This is a genomic window from Nocardiopsis sp. NPDC058631, from assembly GCF_042716955.1.
Taxonomy (GTDB): Bacteria; Actinomycetota; Actinomycetes; order Streptosporangiales; family Streptosporangiaceae; genus Nocardiopsis.
This window is the reverse complement of record NZ_JBHXQY010000030.1, coordinates 1-24779: the sequence shown is the minus strand read 5'-3', so window position 1 is coordinate 24779 and position 24779 is coordinate 1. Positions and strand designations below refer to the sequence as shown.

Sequence of the window (24779 nt, the reverse complement as noted above, 5' to 3'; positions counted from 1 at the left end):
CGGCCGGGCGGCCGGCGGCCCGCTACAGCCCTTCCCCGTGAACGCCCAGCCGCTCCTCCAACTGGTCGAGCAGGTCGACGGCGGCCTCCGCGATGACCGTCCCCGGCGGGAAGATCGCCGCGGCCCCCGCCGCCCGCAGGGCGTCGAAGTCCTGCGGGGGCACGACCCCGCCGACCACGATCATGATGTCCCCGCGGTCCAGCCCGGCCAACTCCTCGCGGAGGGCGGGCACCAGGGTGAGGTGCCCGGCCGCCAGAGAGGACACCCCGACCACGTGCACGTCGGCCTCCACGGCCTGGACGGCGACCTCGGCCGGGGTCTGGAACAACGGGCCGACGTCGACGTCGAAACCCAGGTCGGCGAACGCGGTCGCGATGACCTTCTGGCCCCGGTCGTGGCCGTCCTGCCCCATCTTGGCGACCAGGATGCGGGGGCGGCGGCCCTCCGCCTCCGTGAAGTCGTCCACGCGCCGGCTGACGCGTTCCATGAGCCCGGCCGCGTCGGCGCTGCCCGCCGCCTCGTTCCTGTACACACCCTGAATCGTACGGATCTGCCCGGAGTGGCGGTCGAAGACCTTCTCCATGGCGTCGGAGATCTCGCCGACGGTGGCCTTGGCCCGGGCCGCGTCCACGGCCGCGGCGAGGAGGTTGTTCGTCAGGCCCTCGTCCGCCTTCGACTCGCGCCCCGCGGCCTCCGTGAGGGCGGCGAGCGCGCGGCGCACCTCACCCTCGTCCCGCTCCTCGCGCAGACGGCGCAGCTTGTCCAGCTGCTGGGTCCGCACACTGGAGTTGTCGACCTTGAGGACGTCGATCTCGTCGGCCGAGTCGGGACGGTACTTGTTGACGCCGATCACCGGCTGGCGTCCGGAGTCGATGCGCGCCTGGGTGCGGGCGGCGGCCTCCTCGATACGCATCTTGGGCAGCCCCGCGTCGATCGCGGCGGCCATGCCGCCCGCCCCCTCGACCTCCCGGATGTGCTCCCACGCCTTCGCGGCCAGCTCCTGGGTGAGGCGTTCGACGTAGTAGCTGCCGCCCCACGGATCCACGACCCGCGTCGTCCCGGACTCCTGTTGGAGGAGCAGCTGGGTGTTGCGGGCGATACGCGCGGAGAAGTCCGTGGGCAGGGCCAGGGCCTCGTCCAGGGCGTTGGTGTGCAGCGACTGGGTGTGCCCCTGCGTGGCGGCCATGGCCTCCACGCAGGTGCGGGCCACGTTGTTGAACACGTCCTGGGCGGTGAGGGACCAGCCCGAGGTCTGGGAGTGGGTGCGCAGGCTCAACGACTTGTCCCTGGTCGCGCCGAGGTCCTTGACCAGGCGCGCCCACAGCAGCCGTGCGGCGCGGAGCTTGGCGACCTCCATGAAGAAGTTCATGCCGATCGCCCAGAAGAACGACAGGCGCGGCGCGAACGCGTCGACCTCCAGCCCGGACTTTCGACCCGCGCGGATGTATTCGACGCCGTCCGCCAGGGTGTACGCCAGCTCCAGGTCGGCCGTGGCCCCGGCCTCCTGCATGTGGTAGCCGGAGATGGAGATGGAGTTGAAGCGCGGCATCCTCTGCGAGGTGAACGCGAAGATGTCGGAGATGATCCGCATCGACGGCTGCGGCGGGTAGATGTAGGTGTTGCGGACCATGAACTCCTTGAGGATGTCGTTCTGGATGGTCCCGGACAGCTTCTCCGGGGGGACACCCTGTTCCTCGGCGGCGACGATGTACAGCGCCAGGACGGGCAGGACCGCCCCGTTCATGGTCATGGACACGCTCATCCGGTCCAGCGGGATGCCGTCGAACAGCTGGCGCATGTCGTAGATGGAGTCGATGGCCACCCCGGCCATGCCGACGTCGCCCGCCACCCGCGGGTGGTCGGAGTCGTAGCCGCGGTGGGTGGCCAGGTCGAAGGCGACGGAGAGCCCCTTCTGTCCGGCGGCGAGGTTGCGCCGGTAGAAGGCGTTGGATTCCTGCGCGGTGGAGAACCCCGCGTACTGGCGGATGGTCCAGGGCTGGTTGACGTACATGGTCGGGTAGGGGCCGCGCAGGTACGGCGGTATGCCCGGGAGGCCGTCCACGAAGTCCAGGCCCGCGCGGTCGGCCGGCGTGTAGAGGGGTTTGACGGCGATGCCCTCGGGGGTCTCCCACTCCAGTGCGTCCGCGGCCTTGCCCGTGGCGGCCTCGACGGCCGCCCGCCAGTCCGCGGCACTGGTGGGAGTCTCGGTGACGACCCCGGACAGCTGCGGGGCGACGGCGGAGAAGTCGGGGATCATGCGTGCGCCCCCTGGGCATTCGCGGATGGAGCCGCCGGTTCGGTGGCCAGGACGTCGACCAGGTCGGTCAGCAGGGCGACCGCGTCGCAGCCCCGGTGGGCGAAGGCGTCCACCCCGGCCTCGCGGTAGGAGTCGCGCGGCGCACCCGCGAGCAGCACCCGGCGGGCCCCGGCCTCCTTCAGCGCCCGCGCGGCGGCCTCGGCGTGCTCGGCGTAGACCTTGTCCGAAGAACAGATCACCGCGACCCCGCACCCGGAGGCCGCGAACGCCTCGGCCGCGGCGCGGGCGTCGGCCAGCGGTCCCGGCTCCGCCACCGCCACACCGCCGGCGGCGAGGAGGTTGGCGGCGAACGACGCGCGCGCGGTGTGCCCCGCGACCGGCCCGAGCGTGGCGAGGAACGCAGTCGGACGCGACCCCGTCGCGTCCTCCTGGGCGTCACTGCGGTCCCGCAGGTCCTCGAAGTCCCCGGCGTACCGGCGCACCGGGAACCAGGTCCCGGTCACCGCGGCCGGGTCGGCCTCGCGGACCAGTCGCCTCTCGGCCAGTGCGGGGTACTCGCTGACTCCGGTCAGCGGGGACACCCGGTGGGCCAGGTCGCGTCGGCGGCGCTCCCACACCTGGTCGACGCGCTCGCGCAGCAGCCCGTCCCCCACGGCCTCGGCCGCACCACCCGCCGCCTCCAGTTCCTGGAAGAACTCCCAGCCCGTCCGGTAGAGGTCCCGGGTCAGGGCCTCCACGTAGAACGAGCCGCCGGCCGGGTCGACGACCCGCGCCAGGTGCGCCTCCTCGATCAGGAGGGACTGGGTGTTGCGGGCGATACGGCGCGCGAAGTCGTCGGGCAGGCCCACCGCCGAGTCGAACGGGGCGACCGTGACCGCGTCGGCGCCGCCGACGCCCGCCGCGAAGCACGCGACGGTGGTGCGCAGCATGTTCACGTGCGCGTCGCGGCGGGTCGTCATCGCCTCCGAGGTGGCGGCGTGCAGGTTCATGGTGCGCTGGTCGGCGGGCACCCCGCTGGCGGCGAGCACCTGGTTCCACATGCCGCGGACCGCCCGCAGTTTGGCGATCACGCTGAACTGGTCGGCGTTCGCCGCCAGACGGAACCCGATGCGGGACGCCGCTCCGGCGACGTCCAGGCCGGCGGCGTGCAGGGCCCGCAGGTAGGCGGTCCCGGCCGCGATCGCGAAGCCCAGCTCCTGGGCCTCCGAGCCGCCCGCGTTGTGGACGAGGGTGCCGTCCGCGACGAACAGGCCCAGGCCGGGCCGGTTCTCGGCGAGTTCGGCGGCGAACCGGGCCGGGTCCATGACGTCGGGCCGCCCGCCCGCACGCGCGGCGACGGAGAGCGGGTCGATGCCGAGGTGGGAGACGACCCGGCCGTCGGGAACCCCCGCGTCCGCGTGGGCGGCGAGCAGCGCGGTGGCGGCGCCGGCGTGGTCGGCACCGGGGTCCAGGACCACGGGGGCCAGGTCGAGGTAGACGTCGGTGAGGGCCTCACCGAGCGCGGAGGGGGGCAGGCCCGCGCCGCCGACGGCGATCCACAGCGAACCCACACCGTTCATGAGGTCGGCGTGCATGCGGCGGCGCAGGACGGCCGGGTCGGCGTCGGTGTGGCGGGCGCGGATGTCCCACCCCTCGGTGACGCCCCCGCCCGGCCGGTAGCCGCGGATGAACGGGGGCAGGCCCGGGAAGCCCGGGTCCGCCGCCGGGGGCTCCGCGGTGTAGAGGGGTTCGATGTCGAACCCGTCGTAGGTGTGTGTGGCCAGCGCCGACTCGGGTGCGTCGGCGAGCTTCTCCTCGGGGACACCGCTCTTGCGCAGCACCCCCGCGACGAGTTCCCGCCACCTTTGTGGGGTGGCCTCGGGAAACCCTTCGGCCAGGTTCGGGGCGCCGGTTCCGGCGGCCCCGCTCTCAGGGACGTCCATATACCGGATGGTAGGGAATCGCGTTCGGTTATGGGTGCCCGGGGTGGCTCGGGGCGGGCGTGTCCGCGCGTCGGCGCAGTACGGGGTCAGGCGACGCGCGGACGGGCTCGCTGGTCCGAGCCCTGCCCGCCACGGGCCGACGGCGCCCCCGGGTGCCGTCTGCCCGGTCACGGTCAGCCGTGGTGCTCGCGCCCGCCGAGGTGTCGGGCGAGGAACCGCTCGGCCGCGCGGTGGAAGGTGGTCCTGTTCTCGGGGTTCGTGAAGCCGTGTCCCTCGTCGTCGAAGACGAGGTACTGGACGTCCACACCGCGTGTGCGGAGCGCGTCGACGATCTGGTCGGACTCGGCCCGCACGACGCGGGCGTCGTTGGCGCCCTGCACGACCATCAGCGGGCTGGTGATGTCGTCCACGCGGCTGATCGGCGAGCGGGCCAGCATGTCGGCCCTCTGCTCGGGGATGTCGGGGTCGCCGACGTAGCGGTGCTCAACACGCTGCGGGTCCGGTCGGCGGTCACGCACCGGAGCTCGCCGCCGGTACCGGGGCCGGGGTCCAGGTCCTGGATCCAGACGTTGAGCCGGTTCCTCCACGGCGCCAGGAAGGCGAGCCGGGTGCCGTCCGGCGAAATCGACGCCCCGGAGTGCTCCGGCGGGCCGAAGAGGTCCTCGACGGAGATCAGGTCGGGCAGTGCCATGTCGTCCCTCCCGTTCGTGTCCGGTGGTACCGGATGGCCTGCGCACCAGGAGAAGCCCTGCCGTCACGGCACACCCAAGCCGCCGGGAACATGATGCAGGTCACTCTGCCGCGCGGCAGGGGTCGGCGAGCAGGTCGGACCCGCGGGGAGGCCTTCGGACGGGACCCCCGCCCGCGAGGCGGCGGGCGGCCGAACGGGAGGAGAACGCCGTCGGTACCATGACGCGCGTCACACCGGTTCCCGCGCCGGGACGACGTCCGGCGGCGGGACAGAACGCCGAGAGCCCCGTGGAGAAGACCCAGTGAAGACCCGTGCCACCGCCCTCGTCGCCCTCTCCGCCCTGGCACTCGCCACGGGCTGCACGGACGCGGAACCCTCCGACGGGGCCGACGGCTCCCCCGAGGGGGACGCCCTCGCCGACAGCAGGCTCGATGAGATCCTCGACAGCGGCACGCTGCGCGTGTGCACCACGGGCGACTACCGGCCCTTCACCTACCTCGACCCCGGAACCGAGGAGTTCACCGGGATCGACGTCGACATGGCGCGCGACCTCGCCGACGACATGGGGGTGGAGATCGCGTGGGTCCGGACCAGCTGGGACGACCTGATGGAGGACTTCCTCGCCGACTGCGACATCGCGGCGGGCGGCATCTCGATCAGCACGGCACGTTCCGAGCAGGTCTACTTCTCCTCGGCTCTCATGGAGGACGGCAAGACGCCCATCACCCTGTGCGAGAACGTCGACGACTACCGGACGATCGAGCAGATCAACCAGCCGGGCGTGCGTTCGATCATGCCCAGCGGGGGGACCAACGAGATCTTCGCCGAGGAGCACTACCCCGAGGGGGAGCTCATCCGCCACGACAACAACACCGTCTTCGACGAGATCATCGCGGGCAACGCCGACGTCATGACCACCGACGCATCGGAGACGCTCTGGGTCGCCAACGAGTACGAGGAGCTGTGCGCGGTCCACCCCGACGAGCCCTTCGACTACTTCGAGAAGGCCTTCATGCTGCCCCTCGGCGACGAGGCCCTGAAGCACTACGTCGACCAGTGGCTGAACATCGCCCTCAACGACGGCACCTGGGACGGGATCGTCGAGCCGTGGTTCGGCGAGGACGTGGAACTCTGACCGGGGCCGCCGCCAGCGCGGGTCGGCGCGGTCCGTACTCGACGAAGTGACCCGGGGCCATCGATGTCGAAGCCGGGACCAGCCGTACGCGGGAAGGAACAGCAGGTCGGGCCTCACCCGCTTCGGGCGGAGCCTCACGAGGTGTACGTCCTCGACGGGGGTTCGATGTACACGTACCGGTACCCGGGCACGGACCAGGGGTCTGTGCGGAGGCCGGTAGCCTGCCGCCGTGCCCTTCACCCTGAGCCACGCCGCAGCGGTGCTGCCCCTCGCACGCACGCGGCTCCCACTGTCCGCCCTGGTGGTCGGATCGGTCGCACCCGACCTGCCGTACTACCTTCCGCTGCCCGTGGCTTCGGCGACCACGCACGGTCCCGCCGGGCTGTGGCTGGACGTGCTTCTCGGCGGCATCGTGCTGACGGTGTACGTGTACGCGATCCGGGACCCGGTGCACGCCCTGGCCGGTCGGGTGTACGAGCCGTGCCCCGGTGAACCCGGTTCGGGACGGCGGCCGGTGCGCGCGGCGGTGCTCACCGTCGTGGCACTCGCGGCGGGCTCGGTCACTCACCTGGCGTGGGACTCCTTCACCCAGACCGGAGGCGCCCTGGTCCGGGCCTGGCCGCTGCTGAGCACACAGGTCGTGGGGCCCCACCTGCTCTACAACGTGCTCATGTACGCGAGTTCGGCACTCGGCCTGGCCGCGCTGGCGTGGTGGGTGCGGCGTTCGCGCGGACGCCCGGGAACGAACCCCCCTCGTCCGACGCGGGAATCTGCCTCCTCCGGGTTTCGGAACCCAGACCCGAACGGCACGGACACCCTTCGCGGAGTACCGGCTCCGGGCGTGCGCGCCACCGCACTGGCCGCCGTCGCCGTGTGCGCGGTGGCGGGCGCCGTGCTGAACGGCCTGTCCGAGCGAGCCACCGTGAGCGGCTACGACCTTGTGCGCTGCCTGCTCGTCGGCGCGGTCACGGGCACCGCGCTCGGTCTCACCGTGTGGACGGCCGCGTGGTGGGGACGACTCGTACCCGGAGCTCGGGCGAAGGGCCCCTGACACGGGGATGACCCCTCACACGGGGCCGTCCCGTCTCCGGGGGCACGCCGGTCGACCAGGAGCCGTACCTGCGTCTCCGCCCGACCTGGGAGGATCTCGACGGCCTCCCTGCGAACACGCTTCCCTTCGCCGCCGACGTCGTCGCCCGGACCCGTGCGGGCGAGCCGCTCTCCGCCCACGGCCGGGACCGGCGCCCGTTCGCGCCGTCCGGCCCGGTCCCCGGCCGCCGAACAGGGGTCCGGTCAGGCCCCGTCCCCCTCGGCGCGGGCGGCCGCCGCCCCGGTCAGGTCCGGGCCGAACGCCGCGTACACCTCCTCGGCGGTGAGCCCGTAGCGGTCGAGGCTGTACCTGTGGCCGCCGGGGTCCTTCCTCCGGTCCCGCCGCGTGTAGGCGAGCGTGTGGGCGCGGGTGGCGGGGTCGAACTCCTCGCCGAGGTGGTGCCAGACGCGTTCGGCCGCCTTGACCGGGTCGGACGTCAGCTCCTCGTAGGGCAGGTCGAGGAAGCGTTCGGGGCCGTGCTCGCGGCGCACGCGGCGGGCCCGCTCGGCGGCGCCCGACCAGATCTCCAGCCACTCGCGGCCGATCCAGTGCGGATCCACCTCGCGGTTGTGCAGGCGCATCCCCGCCTCGGTCAGACTCCCCCACGACGCCATCGCCCGCGCCGGATCGCGGTCGGTCATGACGATCACCGCGTCGGGGAAGACCGCCAGCAAGGCGTCCAGGTTGGGCAGGTGCAGCGGCGACTTGAGCACCCAGCGCCGTGCGGGCCGCTTCCACTGCAACGCCTGGAGCTGCTGCTTGAGGTAGACGTAGTCGGGGGTGGCGTCACGCTGCTCGACCCAGGCGCGGTAGCCGGGGACGGCGGCACGGACGTGGAAGAACACCCCGTGCGGCAGGAGGAACACGCACTCCTCCGGTTCGAGCGGGTGCATGGGGTGGATCGCCTGGAACCCCGGCCCCATGGCGTTCATGCCCCGCATCTGCGTCCGCGCCGAACCGAGGCGCTCGCGCCTGCTCACCGTGCGCTCCTCGGGCCTGCCCGTGTCGGGGACCGGGCTCAGCATCTCCCACAGCATCGGGGCACGGCCCCGGACGTGTTGGGCGAGGAGTCCGTGCCCGAACGTCGTGCCCGTCCGGGGCAGGCCGGTGATGAACACCGGCCGGTCGACGGGCTCCTCCTCGACCTCCGGGTTGGCGTCGAGCAGGTGGAGCATGCGCAGACGCGTCTCCAGTCGCCGCCGGATCTCGCTCCGGAGGCCGATCCGGCCGAGCGGGGTCACGCCGGGCACCGCCTGCCAGGCGTCACTGAGCACCCGTATGCCGGAGAGGAAGGGTTCGTCGGAGGGCCAGGGGAGCCCGCTGCGGAAGGAGGCCGCCCGCAGTGCGTCGTCGAAGACCTCCTCCGCCGCCGCCCCGAACCGTCTCTCGAACGGATCCATCAGGGCGTTCACCGGGTTCACCCACCACGCGTGGTGTACGTTCACAGGCGGCCTTCCGCTGGTTTTCTCGGCCATGGGCAATGGATCCCCATGATTCGACCACAGCCGAGGCCGCCCGCGACAGACCCACCCGGGCGGGACGGCGGGTGGCTCCCCGGAAGCCGCCGTGGCCGCGGCACCGCCGTCGGGGCGGCGGAGGCAGTCGGCACGCCGTCGGACCTACCGCGCCCCCATGGGACCGGTGGGCGTGTTAGCATCCCGCTCAAATCGAGGCACTGTCGGCCTCGGATCCCCCTCCACAACGCCAAGAACACGGAGGAACCACGACATGCCGAACCCTTTCAAACCGCAGCCACATCCCCAGAACCCGACACCGGGATCCTCGGGCAACGACTCCAGCACGAGCGACCCGGACAAGACCACCGGGCGCCTGCGAAGCAGACTCCAGGGGAAGGTGCCCCAGAACCCGACGCCCGCGGCTGAGCCCCGGGTGACCGGCCGCCGGATGGGTGAGTCCCACAAAGCCGTGAGACGCCGCCGAAACGGCTGAGGTCGGGCGTCTCGTCCCGGTCGCGGCCCGCCTCGTTCCCGGCGTTCGGCCCGCGTGCGGAGGGCCCGGACCTCGGTCCCTTCTCAGCCGTCCCCCGTATGCGCTACGCTCCCGAGGCGACTCAGGAATCGTCTCCGTCCTCGGCCCGGTGCGATCGCGTCGGGACTGGAGAAACCCCCTGGTTCCGCCGAGTGCGGGAAGATCGCGTCAGAGGTGACCGTTTCGCCGCTGCCCGGTGCCCCGACGGCCGAACCACCTGGTGTTGTCCGGCCGGACCGACGGCCGCAGACCCGGGGCAAGCGTCCCCTGACCCGCGAGAGCCCCCGAGCCGGATGCCCAAGAGCCGAGGCACCGGGCGGCGACCGGAGGGCACGGGCTCCACCAGGAGGGACGCCATGAGAAGGACCAGCCGCCGCGAACCGTCGCCGTTCCCGGGCATGCGTAACCTGACAACGCTCTACTGCGGCAGGAGCGCACTCCTCTACCGTGCCGAACGCGAGTCCGACCGTGCTCCGGTGGTGGTCAAGCTGCTCGGGCGGGCCCCCGGCACGGCCGGACCCGACGAGGCGGGGCTCTGGGACCGGCTCACCCCCGTGACCGGTATCCAGCCGCTCCTGTCCTCCGGCGTCACCGGAGCAGGCCGTGCGTTCGCCGTCACGGAGTACCGGGGCGGGGGCGACTACGCCCGTGCCCTGGCCGAGGGCGAACCGCTCATGGTGGACGAGGTGCTCACCGTCGGCAGGACCGTGGCGCGGGCCCTGGAGGGCATGCACGAGCTCGGTCTGCTCCACCACGCGGTGTCCCCGGGCAACATCCTCCGCGGGGACCCGGGGCCGACCCTGACCGACTTCGGCTCGGCCCTGCCCTTGGGCCACCCGTTCCCGCCCGTGTACTACACGCGGGCGACCCTGGACCACGCTCCTCCCGAGGAGGTCGGTGGTTCCCGCCCCACCCCCGCCTCGGACGTCTACCGGCTGGCCTCGACCCTCTGGACCCTCCTGGCCGGGCACGCCCCGTTCGCTGATCCGGACAACGGGCAGGTCGATCTGGCGGAGTACCGCTCCCGTGTGCTGTCGGGTACGCCGCCGGAGATGCACCGCGAGGACGTCCCGGACTGGCTGCGCGACGTCCTCCTCCAGGCATTGGCCGCGGATCCCGGGCTGCGGACACCGACCGCCGCGGACTTCGGCGAGGCGCTGGAGTCGGGGGCGGTCGCGCAGGACACCCCCGACGCGGGCCGGGACCGGGCCGCCGCAGCGGTGGGATCCGAGGACGCCGAGCCCGAGCCGGAGGCATCCGTCGGGTCCGTGCCCGCCCTGGCTGCTCCGGCCTCCGTGGAGGCGGACACCGGAGCGGGCTCGGCCTCGGAAGGAAACGAGGCGCAAGGGCCCGAGCCGGAGCCCGAGACCCCCACCGAAGAGCCCGTACCGGAGGCATCCGTCGGGGAGACCACCGAACTCGACGGGGACACCCGCGACGGACCGGACGATGACGGGTACACCGACGGCGCCTGGTACGACGACGACGATGAGGACAACGCCTGGTACGAGGTCGACGACGACCGGGCCGAATCCGGCGAACCGGTGCCGGCCGACGATCCCTCCGAGGCGAAGGACCCGGTCCCGGCGGACAGCCCGCCCGGGACGGACACTACGGACGCGACGGCCGAGTTGCCCGGGACGGGCGAGCCCGCCGCCGCGGCCGCCCCGACCGGCGGGCGCTTCGATGGTTCCGGGGCGCCCTCGGCCGGACTCCCGGCCCCGCTCGCGTCCTCCACGTCAGAGTCCTCGTCCCTCACCCCCTCGCCACCGGTTTCCGACCGCCCCGGAACCCCCTCGAACACGGGGCCCACGTCCCCGACGAGCCGTCCACCGTCGGCGGAGAGGGCGACGCCTTCACCCTTCTCGTTCGAGGCGGTCGATCGGGGCGCACCGCCTCTGACCAACCACCCCTCGGTCCCGTCCCAGACGTGGAGCGGACCTGAGGCACAGAGTCCCCGGAGCGCTCCCCGGGCTTCGCCTCGGACCGGTGACGTCGGCTCCGCCTGGACCGACCAGCGGCACGCACACGCGCACGCCTCGTCATGGGCCCCGCCCGCTGCGGCGGAGCGCAACCGGACCGCGGTGCTCATACCCGTCCTGATCGGCCTCGTCCTCGTCACGGTCGTGGCCGTCGGCGCGCTCCTGATCACCGGCCGGGGCTCCGGCGCCCCCTCCGCGGAGGCGTCGGACCCGGCCGAGAGCGGGGAGGGCGCTCCGGAGGTTCCCGGGGGTACGGCGGGCGCGGGCGGGGACGCTCCTTCGGCAGGGGCGGCCACGGACATCGCCCCGACGGGGGTGGAGGTCTCCGACGACCTCGTCGGTGTCTCGCTGTCCTGGACGGACAACACCGGCGGCGCCACACCGCACTTCGTGGTCGGCGGGCCGGTCGGCGCCCGCACCACGTCGATGGCGAACGTCTCGGCAGGGGCCTCCACCGTCGACGTCAGCGGTCTCAACCCCGAGGTCGAGTACTGCTTCCGGGTCGTGGCCGTGCAGTCGACGGACGTGATGGCGCCCTCCGAGGAGGTCTGCACGGCCCGGGGCGCGGCGGGCGGCTGACCCTCGGGTTCCGCCCACGGGGCGGACCGCTCCGTGAGAGCGGGCCGCCCCCTCACGCTCCCCGGCCCCGGCCGCGTGCCGCCCTGATCGTGGCGCGCGCGGAGCCGGGGACCCGGGACAGCGGCTCCTCCGAACGGCCTGTCGGCGGACGGATGCGGTCCCCGGGGGGACTGGACGCGGCGGCGGACGGACCGCGACGACCGGACACGGAGCGTCGACACCATTGTCCATAGGTGAGACGGAAACTTATCCGTTCATATTCAACGGAGTCGCCGCTCCCCTTCCTCGCCTGTCGGCCGCAGAAACAGAGGCATTCCGCTCCTGCTTCCGGCGCGGAATCCTGGCGTCCGTGACACGGAACGGCGAGTCGGCGAGGACCGCCCCTCCCCCGCCGATGTTCCGCACTCAGGACGACACCTACCGAACCCGCCGCCGACCGCCCAGCCACGGAATTTCTGAATTCATCTGATTGTGATGCAAGTCACACAACGAGCCCGCCTGGGAAACCATACGCTTGGACCCCATGAGCCACAGAAGCCCAGACCAAGGATAAAGAGCGGAGATCCTTTCGTGCCCACCGGATCTTTTATGAGCCTCCTCCCGATATTTCTGCAACTCATGATCTGGTCCTACGGGGTCATCGCAGGAATGGGGCTCACGCTCAGCTATTCCATTCGGTCGCGCCTGAACATCAACAACACGAAGAGCGATCGACTGCTCCAGAGCGGACCGCTTCCGGGCGAGGAGAATCAGAACTTCCCGTCGACGAAGGAGAAAATCGGCGAACTGAACATCGCGTCCAGGGAGGAACTGAACGCGCTCGACATCCGGAGCGCCGACCTCAGGGACGGCCTGCGGGCGACCCAGGAGGAGACCCGCCAGATGGGGGTCCACGGCGACAGGGCCAAGAGCCTCGCCACCTTCCTCGACGGGACCTCGAAAAGGTATGACGGACTACTCAAGGACTCGCGACTGGTTTTGAAGGCCCTGGGGGTGGACGGCGACAAGGAATCCGCGAGCATCCCGGAAGGCGCCGCGACACCGTCGGCCGGGCAGACGAGGGCCCACCCGTCCGGCTTGGTCGTGGTGCGCAGCGAACGAAGAAACCGCCCCCCGAACAGGAGCTCAGGCCCCTCCCTCTAGGAATGTCGTGACCACCGCAATTCCGAAGAAAAGGTTCTTCCCATGATCGATGAGCGGGTGCTGGCCATCGCCGGTGTCGCGGTTCTCATCCTGATCGCCCAAGGCCTGATCCACCTCTTCCTGACCGCGGCCGGGGTGTACCTGTCCGACCGCGCTCAGCCGGAGCCGGATTCATCCGACGACCGGAGGGCTCTGCTGGAGTACCGGTCCCTCCTCCGGGAGAGGTTCCACCGCCTCTTCACCGGGGACGGCGGGCCCCCCGGCGACGGACCCGTTCCCGGGAGGGCGCCCGGAGACCGGCCGACCGCCCCGCGGGAACGGGACCCCCGGCTCGGGGAGGCCAGGGCCCGGGCCGCGCTCGTCAGGGACCGCCCGGCCCCCTCGCGGCCCGGCTTCCAGGCCGGCATGCTGATATGGCCCGCCCTGGTGCTCCTGATCGCCCTGTCCGCCGTATTCAACTGGTAGCAGCGAGGAACACGCATGGTACCCATTTTGGTCGCCTCCATCCTCACGGTCGCTTTCAGCGGTCTCATGTGGGGAATCTCGACACAGATCAGAGACGCCATCAAGAGTGCGCGGGTCAAACAGAGGGGCAACCACCTCAAGGCCAGGATGAGCGCGACGGAGAAGACGAAGAAGCTGGCAGAAATCGATGACCTGCAGCGGGAACCCGAGATCCAGCGCGACAAGCGGGTCGAGATCCTCGACAACCAGGCCATCAATGTCAACAGCGCCAACCTCCACGCGAACGAGACGTCACGCAAGCGGGACGAATTCCTCCCCCTGGCCGATCTCATGGAGAAATCGGGGGCCCTCACCATCGGTTTCCTCCTCACCGACAAGGGGACCGCAGCCGACGCCGATAGCGGGCTGATCGCTACAGCCATCGGCGAGCGCGCCGCGCTGGCCGCCGCGGGGGACGACACCACCGAGGCCACCCGGGAACTGCGGAAGAAAGCCGCCTCCGGGCTCGTGGTGGAACAGTACGAGGTGAAACCGGGCAACCCCCTCTCCGGCGTGGAACTGGCCACGCTCGAAAGGCTCGTCAAGGAGGGGAACCACCTCAATTCCTTCGTCGAGGACGCCCTGCGGGAAGGCCTGGAGATCCGCCCCGGCAAGGTCGCCAAGGCCAGGACGGAGCACGGTTTCGCGAATCCCGACAGCACGAGCGCCCTGCCTCCCCTCTTCCTGGCCGAACTCGGTCCCGGGCGGGGCATCTCCACCGCGCTTCAGAACAGGTCGGGCCAGGCTCCCGCGCCCCGTACCGCGCCCGCGCCCGGCAACCGCCCACAGCCCCCCTCGCCCGGCCGGGCCACGGGTTCCTAGACAGGTTGGGTGACAACGATGGTTCTCGTTCTCTGCTTCTTCGCCGGGGCGTTCGTCTTCTCGACGTCCCTGCGCAGAGTCATGGAGCACCAGCTCGACGCACCGCGCATGAACACCGCCCTCGCCGCGGAGCACGGGTGGGCCCGTACGGAACTGGCCGGGCTGGAACGCGTGGACGCCCTGTTGGACGCGTGGGAGGAGCGGCGCCCGGACCGGGGAGGGGAGGCGGTCGCCGCCGAGGAGCGCAAGCGCATCGACGCAGAATTCTCCTCCAACCGTGCCGAGGCCGAACGCGCGGCCGAAGCCGTCTGGGGGGAGCTTCCACGCAAAGAGCGGTTGAGGTCCTTCGCGCGGGTGGCGGATGCCGTGTTCGTGGTGATCGGCGCGGTGCTGATGGTGGTCAGCCCGATCCTCGGTATCTCCATGGTTCTCTGACGGGGCCACGGCTGGGGCCGTGCCCCGCAGACTCCGCGGAGGGACCCGCCGGTCCCGTGGTCGGGTCCCCTCCGTGCTCCGTCACCACGTTCGGGCGGCGGTCACCACTCGTCCTCGAACCATCCCTCGGGAGAGGGGTCGGCCGGAAGCGGGCGCGGGTCCTGGTGCCGCCGCGAGGTGCACTCGCGGAACGGCCCGCTGTCGCCGAGGATGATGCTCATCTGGAAGTCGAGGTGGTCCCGGTACCAGACCGCCATCCCGGTGCCCGCCTCCCACCGCAGGACCTCCCAGGCGTGCCACAGCGACTGGAAGCGCGACACCGCCTCGGCATGCCGCCACCACTCCTTGCACCAGCGGAACTGGCCGCCCTCGGGTCGCACGTAGACCGGGAGGAAGCGCAGCCGCACGAACTCCTCGACGTTCTTGAACACCGGTTCCGGCGCCGGTTCGCCGTCGTCCTCCTCGCCGCCGTCGACCCCGGCGACGGCCGAGGTGACGTCAGGGGCCTCGGTGGTGAGGCTCCAGCCGACGGGCGTGTTCTCCCGGGGCTCCTCCTCCCGGAGGTCGGCTGCGTGGTCGTCGGGTTCGGTACTCATGGTCGGCGTCGTCCCTCTTCGCGTTCGTGGTCGTGTCGGGCCCGTGGGACCGTTCGGGGTCGTGGGGAGCGGCCGGGCCGCTCCGCCGGTCACCTCGCACGGGCGGTCCGTGTGTGCGTGGTGGTGACGGAGTGGCGCCTGCGCTGCCCCTCGTGCACAGCCGCCAACCGCCCGGCGGCGCGCTTCTGCTGGTCACGTTCCACGGGGAGTCCCTGCGGCGCGTCGCGGGCCGCGGCCCGGGCAGCCTCACCCCGCCTGTACAGCGCGGCCTGCGCGCGGGTCCGGGCGACGCGATCGCGCTTTTGCCGCCGCTCGCTCTGCTCGGCCGCGCGGGCCCCGGGTCCTCGTGCCCCGGAGCCGTGGCCCCGGGCGGCGCCCTCCCCGGCCTGCGCCCCGAGGGCGCGCACCTCGTCGGGGCGCAGGACGGCGCGCCCGTTGGTGTCCTGCGCCCGGCCCAGCTGGGCGCTGGTCACGGGGAGCCGGGAGTCGCCCAGGACCAGGTTCGGCCCCAGGGCCCTGGCGGCGTCGTGCGCGCGCAGGTCAGCCTTGACCGCGTTGCCCGCCGCGATGGACCCGGCACGGTCGGGCAGGCTGTTCGACGGAAAGCCGCGGGCCTGGTCGAAGGTGTCGAGCAGGGCGTCCCCCGGCGGGAAGGCATCCGCCGCGCCCCCGGACGCGCGCGCCCGCGCCTTCTCCAGGTTCCTGTCGTGGTCCTCGCCGAATCCGGGGAGGTTCTTGTTGGCGGCCGCGTTGGCGCGCACGTCGGCCAGGACGGTACCCGGGACCCTGCCGTTCAGGACGGCCGCGGACAGCGACTCGGCGTCGTCGCGGAGCTTGTTCAGGTCGGCCCGGTTGTCCTTGAACCAGGGGATCGCCTTCGCCCAGTACTGCTCCATGGTCTCCAGCGGGCGCCCGTCGGCCTGCGGTGACGCGCCCGCCATGAGGGAGTTGGCGTCGATCCGGGAGGACGCGGCACTGCCCGTGTAGTCGGGGTCCCGCAGCATGTGACGTTTCATGGCCTCCGCGAGCTGCTTGTGCTTCTTCGTCAGCTCGCCGAAGAACCTCTCCTGGGCCTCCCGTGCCCCGGGCTCGTTGGAGTTGGCGGCGCTCAGCCAGTGCAGCGCGAGCTCGCGGGGGTTCATACGGCCCGTGTCCAGGGTCTCGTCGAGCCCGCGCCGCCACAGGTGTTCCGGGGGGGTGTCCGGGTCCGGTTGCTGGCTCTGCACGCTGACGCGCGCGGCCTGCTCGATCCGCCCGGTGTGGTAGTCGGCGCGCAGCACCACGTCCACGTCCTGGAACGCCGTGTTCCGCTGCACCTCGCGGACCCGCTGGACGTCGATGCCCAGGACGTCGGCGACCAGGCGCGCGTCGGCCTGCCGGATGAGGCCGAGGCCGCCCATCGCGACCTCGGGCGAGTACCCGACGTGCCCCTCCGCGAAGAACTGCTCCCCCCTGCTCTGCCTGCTCCGCTTCCTCAGGGAGTGGTACAGGGAGCCCCTGGCGAGGGCCCCCGAGTTGCTGATCCCGCCGGGGCCGACGGAGGAGCTGATGGCGGCGAGGAACAGGGCCTCGCGGATGTCCGCGTCACCGCCACCACCGGACTCCGGGCCCGAGGGCTTGAGGAGTTCGGCGAGCCGCGCGCGGTTGCGGCGCAGCTCGTCGGCCTTCTTGCCGCTGATCTGGCCCTTCGGCCGGTTCGGGCTCATACGCCCCTCCTGTCGGGTCCGGTCACGGGGTCGCCCCGCCGTTCCGCCCGGCCGCGTGCCCTCTCTGGAGGTGGTGGGGCGCGCGTGCCGCCGCGGTGGGACGGGCCTGCCCTCGTCCGACCCCCCTGAGGTTGCGGGCGCGCAGGGCGGCCCCGGAGTTCTGCGTCCCGGCGGACGGAGTGAGGCGTCCCACGCGGGTCCCCTGTGCCGGTTTCACCCTGGTGCTCCGCAGGTTCGGGCTCTCGGGGTCGGCAGCCCTCATCTCCTTCTCGAACTGCTTCCGCTGACCGGACGCCTTCGCCCCGTCCCAACGCAGGATCTGCTTCGCGTCCGCCTTCGGCACCTTCCTGTCCTTGGCGACGCTCTGGAGTGCCTGCACGCGGGCGTCGATTCCGGAGGTGTAGGCGGTGTGCGCCGACTTCGCGGCGTCAACGGCGCGATCCCTGCGGTCGACGGCTGCTCGTACCAGGCCGTCCCGCTGCTGTTCGGCTGTCCGCACCAGAACGGCGCTCTGCCGTGCCGCGTCGACGACCCGCACCGCGCCTGCCTGGCGTGTCGCCCGCACGTCCGCGTCCCCGCTGCCCACAGCGGCGGCGACCGCCTGGTTGCCCCGGTCCCTGGCGCGCTGCACCCTTCGGTTGTGCTGGTCCTCGGCCCTCCGGACGAGGGCGTCTCCCTGTGACCGCGCATCCCTGACAGCGGTGGGACCCTTGCCCGCGGCGTCCCTGGCCAGCTTGTCGCGTTCCCACGTGGCCCTGCGGATGTTCACCTCACCGGTTCGCCGCGCCTGCGCCACCAGACGGTCCGCCCGCTGCCGGGCGTTCGCGATCCGTGCGCTCCGCCTCCCCTGGGCGGCCGCCACGTCCGCCTTGGCCTGGGACATCGCTCGGTGGACCATCAGCAGACCCGTCTGCCCCGCCGACCGCACCATGCCATCGCCGCGTGACCGCGCACTCGCCACATACGCGTCGGCGCGGACGATGGCCTCCCTCAGACGTGCGTCCGCTCCGGCCCGGGCACGCCTGGCCTGCCGCAGGCGTGACCTGATCCGCGTTCGGGTGGGGATGAGGCCCGTCCGGATGCGCCACCGGACGAAGCGGGCGGTGAGCCTCGCCGCCAGACGGAGCGCCGCCCTCGTCGGTCGCAGGACCACTTGGAGGAGCGCCTGGAAGATCCGCACGAGGTAGTCGAGGACCCACGCGGCGAACCTCGTGATGGAGGAGAGCGCGGCCTGGGTCTCCGACGCCGCGTCGCCCGCCCCGCTCACGCTCTGGGGCGTGTCCGGCGACTCGACCGCCATGTTCCGCCGATCGTGGGCGGTGGGCTGCTTGGCGGCGGACTCGTTTCCCACCCGTGGAGGGGGCGGGGGTTCAGCGGTAGCTGTCTGGGAGGCCATGGTCCCGCTCCTTGCCGGTCGGGGCTGCTGGGTCGCTGGTTCTGGTCCGCGCGGCGGAAGGCGTGCGCTCAGGCACTCGGCCCGCTCCCTCGTCGGGGCCGGCCCGGAACCCGCGGATTCCGCCGGGTCGCGGGCCGGATGGTGGCCCTGCCGGCGGTTCCCGGAGATGCCCGGCCGGGCCCGTCGTGCAACGCGGTGCGGGGGCGCGGCGCGGGGGCGGGCGCGGGGGCGGGCGCGGCAGGCGTTCCCGGGACGTCGGCCGCGCGGGCGGCGGGGGGGTCCACCGTGCTCCGGTCGGTGGCCGGCGCCGGTTTCACGAGCCCCTCCTTCTGGCTGAGGAGGGTGAGAAACCCGGTGAGTGCCTTCTCCCCCTCGGCCCTGTCCGTTCGGAGGACGGCGTGGAGGTCGGCCGCGGCGCCCCGCCGACCGGTCCTCCACGCGAGTTCGAGGTCGGTGATCCTGTTCCGGTTCCTGGAGAGATCCAGTGAGAAGAGGGTGTGCGCCTTCTCCACCTCCGCGATCACCTGGTTGCTCAGGTTCCTGGCGGCACCCGCGACCGCCTTGCCGTTCCTCCCCGTGTCGCCCTGGTACCGCACGGCGGAGGCGCACACCTCGGCGCATCTGCGACGCGCCCTCTCCCGATGGGCGCTGATCTCGTCCAACCGGTGGGCGATGTCCTTCTGGAGGGGGGTGAGGGAGTGCGGTAGCAGCGTGTTCAGCACTCTCGTCCTACGACTGGTGTCCGCCATGGTCCTTCTCCTGGGCCTCGCCGTTCAGGTGGGGCTCGTCGGTCGTCGACGCCCGTTCACGCGCCCCGGGAGGCGCCATAGCTCGCGCGGGCCCCGGCGGTGATCTGCTCCTCTGCGTCCTTGATCGCCGCGGTGACCAGTCTGGCCTTGTCCGTCCTGTACCAGGGGCGCATGCGCAGGATCGTGGGCTGGGCGGCCGTGGCGAAGAGCAGGCACTCGCCCTTGCTGATCTGGCGGATGTCGGAGCCCTGCATGATCTCCTGCCTGCGGAGCTGCACGGAGTGGTTGCCCTTGCCCTCGCCGTAGCTGAACGACGTGGTGGAGACGTCGTGCTGGCCGATCAGCTTGGACAGGGCGTCCACGATCTTGTGGTCGTCCAGCCCGGCGCCGAACACCTTCACCGTGGCCGCGGACCACATCGCCTCCATCCCGTTCTCGGTCCAGACGCGCACGCCCTGCCGGTAGCTCTGGAGGATGGTGACCGGGACGATTCCACGGGACCCCAGATGGGAGTACATGTCGGGGAGGTCGGCGATCTTGCAGATGTTCGCGGCCTCGTCCAGGACTGCCACCAGGGGCGGGTCGAGCCGCCCGCCCTGCGCCTCGGACGCCTCCTCCCCCGCCAGGAAGATCGCGTCGGTCAGGGCCGCGATGAGCGGCGCGGAGGCGGCGCGGGACTTGCTGAGCAGGTGGAGCGTCTGCTTGCTGGTCACGAACGACCGCGGCTCGAACTCGGGGAGCGGGCGGACGCCCGGAGGGGTCACCCATTCCATGATCTGGGGGTCGTCGAGGCAGCGCGCGGCTGTGCGGGCCGTGGTGTAGATGCCGTCGCGGGTCTCCGCGACGATGTTCTGGGTCTCGCGCAGGGCCTCGGCGTAGGCGGTGAAGCCGTGCTCGAAGAGGATGTCCACCGGTTGTGGGAGCTTGGTGTCGTGCAGCCACTCCCCGACCGCGGACAGCGACCTGCCCGCGAGCGCCGCGGCGAGGATGAGCTGGGAGAGCAGCGCGCGGGCCGCGGGGCCCCACATGTCCTTCTTCGAGTCGTCGTCGATGGTGAGGACGAAGTGCCCGGCGAGGCGGTAGGCCTCCTCGACGCCGCGGACGTCGGTGAGCGGGTTCCACCAGAACTCCTGGCCCTGGTGGGTCACTTGCTGGGGGTCGAACAGCCACACGCGCTCGCCGGTCGTGTGCTCGCGGATCCGCGCGGTGGCCGACCACACGTCGGCCTTGTTGCTCGTGGCCAGCGCCGGCCCGGGCGCGTCCAGGACGTAGGGGATGGCCATCGCGGTGGTCTTGCCCGCGCGGGGCGCCATGAAGGCGAGGACGGTGTCCTCCCATGACGCGAACAGCCGGGAGCCCGTCCGGTTCCCGTCGCCGCGCATGTCGCCGATGGTCAGGCCGACGTCGGCGTCCTTGAGCCCTCTGCCCCTGCGTCCGGCCAGCGATTTCCTGCGCAGCCGCACCGCCTTGTCTGCGGCCTCGGGCCGGGCCAACTCGGCGATCGTCTCGTTGTCCTTGTTCAGTGTGCTGATCGCGTCCGGCTGCCCGTACAGGGCGTTTCGGACCCGGTGGAGGATCCACCAGAGGAGCGCCGCCGACAGTGCGGCGAAGACGCTGAACAGCAGGACGACGGGGAGGGTCGGCGTACCCGGCCAGACCGTCCCGGTGTCCCCGACCACCAGGGAGACGACCCACGTCATGTCGAATCCACCGACGGTCCCCCCGGTCAGGGAGGCGACGATCCGCGCCGCCAGCCAGAAGAGGAAGAACAGTCCCACCGTGCCCCACAGGGCGAGCAACACCAGCAGGGGTGGCGCCCCCGCCGCAGCGGCCCCGCCCTTGACCTGGTATTTCGGGCGTTCACGTGACATGGGCGTCCTCACTCCCTCCGGATGGCCTGGTCGGTGTCGTACAGGGTGAGTTCGTCACGGGTGAGTGTCATCTGCACCGGGATGCCGAGCCGCTCGGCTCCCGTCTTGATCAGGTACTTGCCGCGTCCCGGGTGGCGCGCGCCCGGCTGCCAGGAGTCCGGAGAGGACCACGACGCCACCAGCCCCTGTTCGGGACCGGTCATCGGCGTGATCCTGTTGACCGAGGCCAGTTCGCGCGGTGGCAGTCCGGCGAGAACGGTGATCGCGGAGCGGTCCACGAAGCCGCGGGCCTTGGCCCGGTCCTCCTCGGTTGCCAGCGCCTCCAGGTCGCCGAGGGAGTGCGTCACCATGACGGACGCCATGCCCTTGGAACGGTTGAGCCGGGTGAGGGAGTCGGCGAACTCCACCAGGCCGGGGGCCCCGCGCAGGGCCCGCCACAGCTCGTCCATCACCCCGATGTAGGACCGGCGCCGGATGAGGCCGTGCTCGGCGAGTACGGACGCGGCGTCGACCATCCCGAAGCCGTAGCTCCACGTGCACAGCATCGCCGCGGTCAGCAGCTTGTCGCCGGCGGCACCCACACGGGAGATGTCGACGCTGATGCCCGGCGCCTCCATGTCGAGCGGGCTCGTGGTCTCGCCGTCGAAGACCCCGGCCAGGGAGCCGGTGCACAGCAGTCGGAGGGTGAAGACGAGGTCGTCCACGCGCTTGTCGTACTGGTCCCTGGTGTCGGCGCGGGCGAACGACCGCAGCGACTCGGGGCCCTCCTCGACGACCTTGAGGACGTCGATGACGTTGGGCTGGCGCGTCCCGGCCAGCCGCTCGTCCAGGAGGTCGACCGCGGCGCCGAGGACGACCTCCTCGGCGTTGGCGATCCGGTCCTCGCGGACCAGCGTGCACAGGGCCATCAGCAGGGAGATGCGGCGGGAGCGCACCTCCCAGCGCAGCTTCTCCCGCTCCACCTCGGTGAGCCGTTTCATGACACCGCCCAGGGGGCCCGCGTCAAGGGGGTTGATCCGGTCGAGACCGCGCCCGATCCGCACCACCTGCCCGCCGAGGTGGCCGATCAGGTCGGTGTAGTCGGGCTTGGTGTCGCCGAGGATGATGGCCTGCGAGCCGAAGGCCACCGCCCCGGTGACGAGCCGCTTGACGAACGTGGACTTGCCCGTTCCCGGCTGTCCCAGTACGAAGCACCCGGGGTTGGTGATCAGTCCCGCGCGCAGCCACGCCATCGGGTCCAGGCACACGACCTCTCCCGACAGCAGGTCGCGTCCGATCGGCGTGCCGATCGACGGCGGCTTGCTGCTGGTGACGAACGGGAACAGACCGCACGCCTGGGCGGTGGTGGCCTGGTACTCGACCGCGTTGGGGATGTTCGGAGAGGCCCCGCCCCCGCGGTGCCGCCAGCCGAGCAGGGGGGCGATGACCTCCCTGTCCCTCTCCGCCGACCGGTCCGGCCTCTCCGCCCTCTCCTTCTGCTCCTGCCTCTGCTTGAGGCGCTGGCGCTCCGCCCGTTGTTGGCGGCGCTCCTCCCGCCGGCTCTGCCGGTCCACGATCGCCATCGGTGCCCCCTTCTAACCCATACCGCGCTGGACGAGGAACGGCGGGCACACGCCGAGGGGCAGGGTCGTGGCGAAGGCGACGTCCTGGCTGCCCCAGGCCCGGCGCAACCGGATCCGGGAGGTCTCCGCCGCCGACTCCGTGTGCGCGACGGCCTGTTTGAGCCTCTGCTCGTCGTCGACGGTGGCCGTCGTGTACAGGCTCACCTGCACCAGGCCGGCTCCCCGTGTCTCCTCCTGGGCCGCCTGCCGTGCGTAGGCGAGGTCCTGGCTGTCCCTCGCGCTGACCCTGTGGCGGACCCGCCAGGACAGCTCGCTCTTGTACTGGGCCGCCGAGTTCTGGGACTCCAGCGCGCGCGCCGCCGCGGCCGCGGGCCAGGGGCGGAACAGCAGCGTGGTCCGCTTGGCCCAGCGGGTCGGGGAGAGGAGTTCGGCGAGCACCGTGCTCGTGACGTGGGTCCTGGGCGCCTCCTGCCAGATCCAGGAGACGCTGGTGCCGCTGTCGTGGGTGTAGCGGTCGTGGTGCGCCTCGGCCTCGACGGGTGTCGCGTCCGTCCAGTCGAGCGTCCCGATGTCCTCGGGCGTCGAGTGCAGCAGGGAGCTGAGGTCGTTGAGCGCGGTCGGGTCGTAGGCGGTGCGCACCATGGCGACGAGCTGTTCGGGCGTCGCGCGCCCCAGCACGGACACCCCCGTGGTGGCGAGGCTCGTCTCGATCTGGTTGAGGTAGCCGCTGATCTCCACGGCCGCCTGCATGCGGTCCTTGGGGGCCACCGGGAACTTGCGGGGGTCGTAGGTGATGCTGATCCGGGTCTCGACCTGGGCGCTCACCGTGGGGGCGTTGAGGACGAGGTCGCGCATGATCTTGCGGGCGGCCTCGGGGGACTGCGGGTCGATGTCCGCCTCGACGTTGGTCCGCAGCGCGCTCCCGGGGTCGGGGCGCGACTCGACGGTGACAGTGACCCACTGGACCCACGGCATGTAGCCGAGGGAGGCCAGCCACTGGTGCCAGCTCGCCACCCAGGTGTCGACGTCGGCCGGTTCCGCGAGCCACACCGAGTTGGACGACACCAGGACCGTCGCGGTCATGTGCCCCAGCCGCCGGTTCCAGGCGAGGCCGAACCGTCCGCCCTTGCCGTCCTCGCAGGAGAGCAGGGTGACGGGGGCGAGGATGCCGGGCAGCTGGAAGGCCCGCGGGTGCTCCACCATGACGCCCGCGCGGTAGCGGGTGTGCCCGAGCATCTTGGCCCACCACCACCGCAGGCGGGTGAGCAGGAAGCTCAGCAGGGACTCCCCCTGGACCGGTACCGCGGCGAACACGAAGGCCACCGCCATGACCGGCAGGAGGTAGAGGGCGAGACCGGGCGCGAACATGCCCGCCAGCATCAGGACGACCAGGCCTCCGAGGAGGATCAGGGTCGCGGTGAGGCCGAGGCCGAACAGCCCGATGCTGCGGCGGCGGCGCCACCCTCCGTACGTGCGGACCACTTAGACCATCCTTCCGTCGGCTCCGTCGGCGAACTGCGCTCCGGACGCGCCTTCCGGCGACACCGCTCCGGCGCCGCCCGAGTACCCGGCGTCCGGGTACCCGGCGCCCGGGGCACCGCCCGAGAGGGCTCCGGCGTCGGCCGCTCCCGCCCCCGCGGGTGCGTCTCCGACGGCCCCGGGATCGGAGCCGCCGTCGCCACCCGCGCCCGACGCCACCGTCTGGCTGTACCCCTGCTCCGAACCGCTGACGGTCGTCGAGCTGACCGATTCCGTCGCGCCCGCGGCGGCCGTCGCCGCGCCGTCCTGCGCGCCGCCCTCCGGGCCGCCGCCCATCGCACCGTCGACGCTCGTCGACCCGTCCGCGCCGCCCATGAGGCCGCCCGCACCGGCGTTGGGCCCGCCCTGGGTGCCCATGGTGCCGGTGTCGACGGCGCCCGTGCCCGCCGCACTCGCCGCCACCACCGAGGCCCCGTCCCCGGCGGGCTGCCCTCCGCCGCCCTCGTCGAGGTTGCGCGCCACTCCGGCGGCGCGCTCGTTGGCCCCGGCCGCGGCGGCCTGGGCGCCGCCGTTGGCGGACGAGGCGGTGCTCGCGGGCGAGGGGCCGGACGCGGACGAGGGGGACGCGTCGGCACCACTGCCGCTCCCGCCGCCACCACCGCCCCCGCCCCCGCCGCCTCCTCCACCGAGGGAGCTGACTCCACCCGCTGCGAGGGCCACCATCCAGACGCTGCCCGAGCTCATGAGCTTCATCAGGACGGGAAGCGCACCGGTGGCCATGAGCATGACCGCCGCCCCGAGGAGGTACCTGGACAGGCCGCCCTCGTCATCGGTGTCGGTGGTCGCGATGAGGACGAGGCCGGACAGGTAG

At 72.2% G+C, this 24779-nt stretch carries 17 protein-coding genes and 2 pseudogenes; 7 read left to right on the top strand and 12 right to left on the bottom strand.

The window, feature by feature from the left end:
* Positions 1 to 22 precede the first annotated feature (22 nt).
* The 3 genes and pseudogenes from scpA to ACFWTE_RS12645 all read right to left on the bottom strand — a co-directional run.
* Positions 23 to 2257: a methylmalonyl-CoA mutase gene (gene scpA, locus ACFWTE_RS12655; protein WP_378779481.1), complete on the bottom strand. Its 2235-nt coding sequence runs from the start codon at positions 2255 to 2257 to the stop codon at positions 23 to 25.
* Positions 2254 to 4179, bottom strand: coding sequence for a methylmalonyl-CoA mutase family protein (locus tag ACFWTE_RS12650; protein WP_378779480.1), 1926 nt, complete (start codon positions 4177 to 4179; stop codon positions 2254 to 2256). Before ACFWTE_RS12650 ends, scpA begins: the two co-directional genes overlap by 4 nt.
* Positions 4180 to 4352: 173 nt before the next feature.
* Positions 4353 to 4661 (bottom strand): annotated as a pseudogene (locus tag ACFWTE_RS12645) (alpha/beta hydrolase family protein); the annotation flags it as partial.
* A gap of 510 nt (positions 4662 to 5171) precedes the next feature.
* Between ACFWTE_RS12645 and ACFWTE_RS12640 the strand changes: the two are divergent.
* Positions 5172 to 6005, top strand: a complete 834-nt coding sequence (locus ACFWTE_RS12640) for a transporter substrate-binding domain-containing protein (protein WP_378779479.1) — start codon at positions 5172 to 5174, stop codon at positions 6003 to 6005.
* Between the two features lie 229 nt (positions 6006 to 6234).
* Complete coding sequence (locus ACFWTE_RS12635; RefSeq protein ID WP_378779478.1) at positions 6235 to 7056, top strand: DUF4184 family protein; 822 nt, start codon at positions 6235 to 6237, stop codon at positions 7054 to 7056.
* A gap of 242 nt (positions 7057 to 7298) precedes the next feature.
* Here ACFWTE_RS12635 and ACFWTE_RS12630 read toward each other — a convergent pair whose 3' ends face one another.
* On the bottom strand, positions 7299 to 8540 hold the full coding sequence (locus ACFWTE_RS12630) for a sulfotransferase family protein (protein WP_378779477.1): 1242 nt from the start codon (positions 8538 to 8540) through the stop codon (positions 7299 to 7301).
* A gap of 900 nt (positions 8541 to 9440) precedes the next feature.
* Here ACFWTE_RS12630 and ACFWTE_RS12625 point away from each other — a divergent pair.
* The 5 genes from ACFWTE_RS12625 (at position 9441) to ACFWTE_RS12605 (ending at position 14549) form a co-directional block, all read left to right on the top strand.
* Positions 9441 to 11645 carry a protein kinase gene (locus ACFWTE_RS12625; protein ID WP_378779476.1) on the top strand — a complete coding sequence of 735 codons (2205 nt, stop codon included), beginning with the start codon at positions 9441 to 9443 and terminating at the stop codon, positions 11643 to 11645.
* Positions 11646 to 12233: 588 nt separating this feature from the next.
* Positions 12234 to 12788 (top strand): hypothetical protein, encoded by a 555-nt coding sequence (locus ACFWTE_RS12620; protein WP_378779475.1) that lies wholly within the window; start codon positions 12234 to 12236, stop codon positions 12786 to 12788.
* Positions 12789 to 12830: 42 nt separating this feature from the next.
* The gene (locus tag ACFWTE_RS12615; RefSeq protein WP_378779474.1) at positions 12831 to 13253 is read left to right on the top strand and encodes a hypothetical protein; all 423 of its coding nucleotides are present in this window, start codon (positions 12831 to 12833) and stop codon (positions 13251 to 13253) included.
* A gap of 27 nt (positions 13254 to 13280) precedes the next feature.
* Entirely contained in the window at positions 13281 to 14114 is an 834-nt protein-coding gene (locus ACFWTE_RS12610; protein WP_378779473.1) for a hypothetical protein, read from the top strand.
* 9 nt (positions 14115 to 14123) lie between these two features.
* Positions 14124 to 14549, top strand: a complete 426-nt coding sequence (locus tag ACFWTE_RS12605; protein WP_378779472.1) for a hypothetical protein — start codon at positions 14124 to 14126, stop codon at positions 14547 to 14549.
* Positions 14550 to 14650: 101 nt separating this feature from the next.
* On the opposite strand, the gene ACFWTE_RS12600 is transcribed toward ACFWTE_RS12605, so the two are convergent.
* The 8 genes and pseudogenes from ACFWTE_RS12600 to ACFWTE_RS12565 all read right to left on the bottom strand — a co-directional run.
* Positions 14651 to 15145: a DUF4913 domain-containing protein gene (locus ACFWTE_RS12600; protein WP_378779470.1), complete on the bottom strand. Its 495-nt coding sequence runs from the start codon at positions 15143 to 15145 to the stop codon at positions 14651 to 14653.
* An 89-nt stretch (positions 15146 to 15234) separates the two neighbouring features.
* Positions 15235 to 16851 (bottom strand): hypothetical protein, encoded by a 1617-nt coding sequence (locus ACFWTE_RS12595; RefSeq protein ID WP_378779469.1) that lies wholly within the window; start codon positions 16849 to 16851, stop codon positions 15235 to 15237.
* Positions 16852 to 16873: 22 nt separating this feature from the next.
* Complete coding sequence (locus tag ACFWTE_RS12590) at positions 16874 to 18247, bottom strand: hypothetical protein (protein WP_378779468.1); 1374 nt, start codon at positions 18245 to 18247, stop codon at positions 16874 to 16876.
* A gap of 68 nt (positions 18248 to 18315) precedes the next feature.
* Positions 18316 to 18996 carry a hypothetical protein gene (locus ACFWTE_RS12585; RefSeq protein ID WP_378779467.1) on the bottom strand — a complete coding sequence of 227 codons (681 nt, stop codon included), beginning with the start codon at positions 18994 to 18996 and terminating at the stop codon, positions 18316 to 18318.
* 56 nt (positions 18997 to 19052) lie between these two features.
* Positions 19053 to 20867 carry a type IV secretory system conjugative DNA transfer family protein gene (locus tag ACFWTE_RS12580; protein ID WP_378779466.1) on the bottom strand — a complete coding sequence of 605 codons (1815 nt, stop codon included), beginning with the start codon at positions 20865 to 20867 and terminating at the stop codon, positions 19053 to 19055.
* An 8-nt stretch (positions 20868 to 20875) separates the two neighbouring features.
* Complete coding sequence (locus tag ACFWTE_RS12575) at positions 20876 to 22429, bottom strand: hypothetical protein (RefSeq protein ID WP_378779465.1); 1554 nt, start codon at positions 22427 to 22429, stop codon at positions 20876 to 20878.
* A 12-nt stretch (positions 22430 to 22441) separates the two neighbouring features.
* Entirely contained in the window at positions 22442 to 23911 is a 1470-nt protein-coding gene (locus ACFWTE_RS12570) for an SCO6880 family protein (protein WP_378779464.1), read from the bottom strand.
* Positions 23912 to 24779 (bottom strand): annotated as a pseudogene (locus ACFWTE_RS12565) (hypothetical protein); the annotation flags it as partial.